The 2,819-nt window shown below is 64.9% G+C and carries 3 protein-coding genes and 1 pseudogene; all 4 read right to left on the reverse strand.

Annotated features, from left to right (window positions below):
- On the reverse strand, positions 1 to 361 hold a 361-nt coding region (locus AC6RA4_RS24635; RefSeq protein ID WP_500164824.1), incomplete at its 3' end, for an AAA family ATPase.
- A 35-nt stretch (positions 362 to 396) separates the two neighbouring features.
- Entirely contained in the window at positions 397 to 1,251 is an 855-nt protein-coding gene (locus AC6RA4_RS24640; protein ID WP_500164826.1) for an outer membrane protein assembly factor BamD, read from the reverse strand.
- 114 nt (positions 1,252 to 1,365) lie between these two features.
- The gene (lpxC, locus tag AC6RA4_RS24645; protein ID WP_500164828.1) at positions 1,366 to 2,295 is read right to left on the reverse strand and encodes a UDP-3-O-acyl-N-acetylglucosamine deacetylase; all 930 of its coding nucleotides are present in this window, start codon (positions 2,293 to 2,295) and stop codon (positions 1,366 to 1,368) included.
- A 229-nt stretch (positions 2,296 to 2,524) separates the two neighbouring features.
- Positions 2,525 to 2,819 (reverse strand): annotated as a pseudogene (locus tag AC6RA4_RS24650) (cell division protein FtsZ); the annotation flags it as partial.

Raw genomic sequence — 2,819 nt, forward strand, 5'->3', positions numbered from 1 at the left:
ACAGGGCGCGCAGCACCTCGCCGCTGGCGCGTCGGTCATTGATCCACGCGGTTTTGCGGCCATCGGCGGTGTTGACGCGGCGCAGGAACAATTCCGGCCCTGAGGGCAGCCCCGCTTCGGCCAGAACCTGGTGGGCGGCGTGGTCGTCGGGCAGATCGAATGTCGCCGTGACCTCGCCCTGCTCTGCCCCCTGACGCACCAGATCGGCCCTGCCCCGCCAGCCCAGAACAAAGCCAAGCGAATCAAGAAGAATGGATTTGCCCGCGCCGGTTTCGCCGGTCAGCACGTTTAGACCCGGCTGGAAGTCCAACTCCAACCGGTCGATGATCAGCATATCCCGGATATCCAACCCGCGCAGCATCAGCCTATCCTGTTACCGGACCCCATGAGGGCGGATCACAGCCATTTGCCCTGAATCATCTGGCGATAGACCTTGGACAGCCAGTTTTTGCCGCGCACCTTGGGCTCCAGCCCCTGTTGCGTCAGCAGACGATAGCTGTCTTCGTACCAGTCGGTGGACTGGTAGTTGTATCCCAGAATGGCCCCGGCGGTCTGCGCCTCATCGGTCAGGCCAAGCGACAGGTAGGCTTCGACCAGACGGTGCAGCGCCTCGGGCGTGTGGGTGGTGGTCTGGAAATCCTCGACCACGACGCGGAAGCGGCTGATCGCGGCGCCAAAATGCTTGTCGCGCAGATAGTAGCGCCCGATTTCCATTTCCTTGCCGGCGAGGTGATCGAAGGCGAGGTCGAATTTCAGGATCGAGCTGCGGGCATATTCGCTGTCGGGATAGCGCTCGATCACCGTGCGCAGCGCCTGCAGAGCCTGGAAGGTCAGCCCCTGGTCGCGGCCGACCTCCTCGATCTGGTCGTAGTAGGAGAGGGCGAGGAGATACTGCGCATAGGCGGCGTCTTCATCGGTGGGATAGAAATCGATGTAACGCTGCGCCGAGGAGCGGCTGTTCTCGTAATCCTTCTCGGTGTGGAAGGCGTAGGCCTGCATGATCAGGGCGCGCTTGGACCATTCCGAGTAGGGGTAGAGGCGCTCGACTTCGCTGAAGTAATAGGCGGCCTGCTCGCCATCCTTGCGGTCGAGTTCATACTCGCCCCGCTCATAGATCTGCTGGGCGGTGAAGGTCTCGAGCGGGATGTTTCCCTTGGCGTAGCCCTCGCGTTCCCGCGCCGTGCACCCGGCCAGCAGAATAGCGGAAAAAGCTACTCCGATCACTAGCTTACGCGATCTTCCGCCTGCCATGCCCGACTAACCTCATGTTCGTTCAAGGGGGCCGAAGGACGGCCCGTGGCACGGTCCTAGCACAGAAAATTCCGGTGCAAAACGCCTTAACGGCGTTTTGCCGCCGGCGGTCCGTCAGGCGACCGCCGGGATCTCGTCGCGCTCGACACCGGCGCCGGGAAGGCGCGCCACGAGGGTGTCGTCACAGAGCGTGATGCGGTAGGCATCGGGGGTCGAGAACAGCTCGCGCAGGAGCATGTTGGTCATCGCGTGACCAGCCTTGTGGCCCTCGTAATGGCCGATGATCGGGGCGCCGGCGGTGTAGAGATCGCCAAGCGCATCGAGCATCTTGTGGCGCACCGCCTCGTCCTCGTGGCGCAGGCCGCCCGGCGAGAGCACCTTGTCGCCATCGACCACGACGGCGTTCTCGTAGGTGCCGCCAAGGGCCAGACCGTTGGCCTGCATCGCCTCGACATCGGACTGCCGGCAGAAGGTGCGGCTGTCGCAGAGCTCGCGCACGAAGGCGCCGTTGGCGAGGTCCATGCTGCGCTCTTGCGTGCCGATGGCGTCGTCGGAGAAGGCGATGTGGAAATCCATCGTGAGGCCGTTGCCCGAGCGGGCCGGGGACAGGCGGGCCCAGCCCTTGTCGGTCAGGACAGAGACCGGCTTGAGAATTTCGATGGCGTAGAGCGCGGTGCGCAGGGCGCGGGTGCCGCGCTCGAGGATGGCGCGCACGAAGGGCGCGGCAGAGCCGTCCATGATCGGCACTTCGGGGCCGTCGATCTCGATTAGGGCGTTGTGCACGCCGCAGCCTGCAAGCGCGGCCATCACGTGTTCGATGGTCGAGACGCTGACGCCGGCGGCGTTGACGATGCGGGTGCAGAGCGGGGTCACCTCGACGGCGTCCCAGCGCGCGGGCACCAGCGTGTCGCCCAGAAGAATGTCGGTCCGCTTGAACCAGATGCCATGCTCGGCCGAGGCCGGGCGGATGGTCATGCGTGCGGGGCGGCCGGAGTGGAGGCCGACGCCCTGGAAGGTTACTGCGGATCTCAGTGTCGTTTGCACGGTCTTACCTCGTCATAGGAGGCTCCACCCCACCGGAGGCTCCTTCGACTGTGGAGATATAGACGGGGCCCTGTCAGCTCAAATCAAGTATTGTAACCGCTTGAAACATCGCCGTAACGGAATAAGCGAAACCTTGCAGGCATCTTTTGAGGGCGATCTAATCCCCTGAGGACAAACGAAAAACGCCCCCTCTATGAGGGGGCGTTCCGTCGCGGAAGCTCGCGAAATGTCAGTTGGCCTGGCGCCGCAAGAAGGCCGGGATCTCAATCCGGTCCTGGTCCTGCTGCTCGTCCTCGTCGACGATCGGGGCCGGCTGGTGGGCCTGCATCGGCGGCTGCTGGCGGCGCGCTGCGGGGGCCTCGTGGCCGCCCTGTGCGTGGCCGTGACCGGTCATCCGGTTGATCAGCGAGTTGATCCCGAAGCGCGGCTTGTCGGCATCGGCGGCCGGACGTTGCATGCCGGCGGGCTGCTGCGGCTGGGCAGCCGGGCGCGGCGCCTGAGCGGCGGGCTGCTGGCGGCTGTGC

Source organism: Salipiger sp. (assembly GCF_059781815.1).

Coding starts and splice junctions, on each gene's coding strand:
- AC6RA4_RS24640 (WP_500164826.1), bottom strand. CDS start 1,251: ATGGCAGGCGGAAGATCGCGTAAGCTAGTGATCGGAGTAGCTTTTTCC.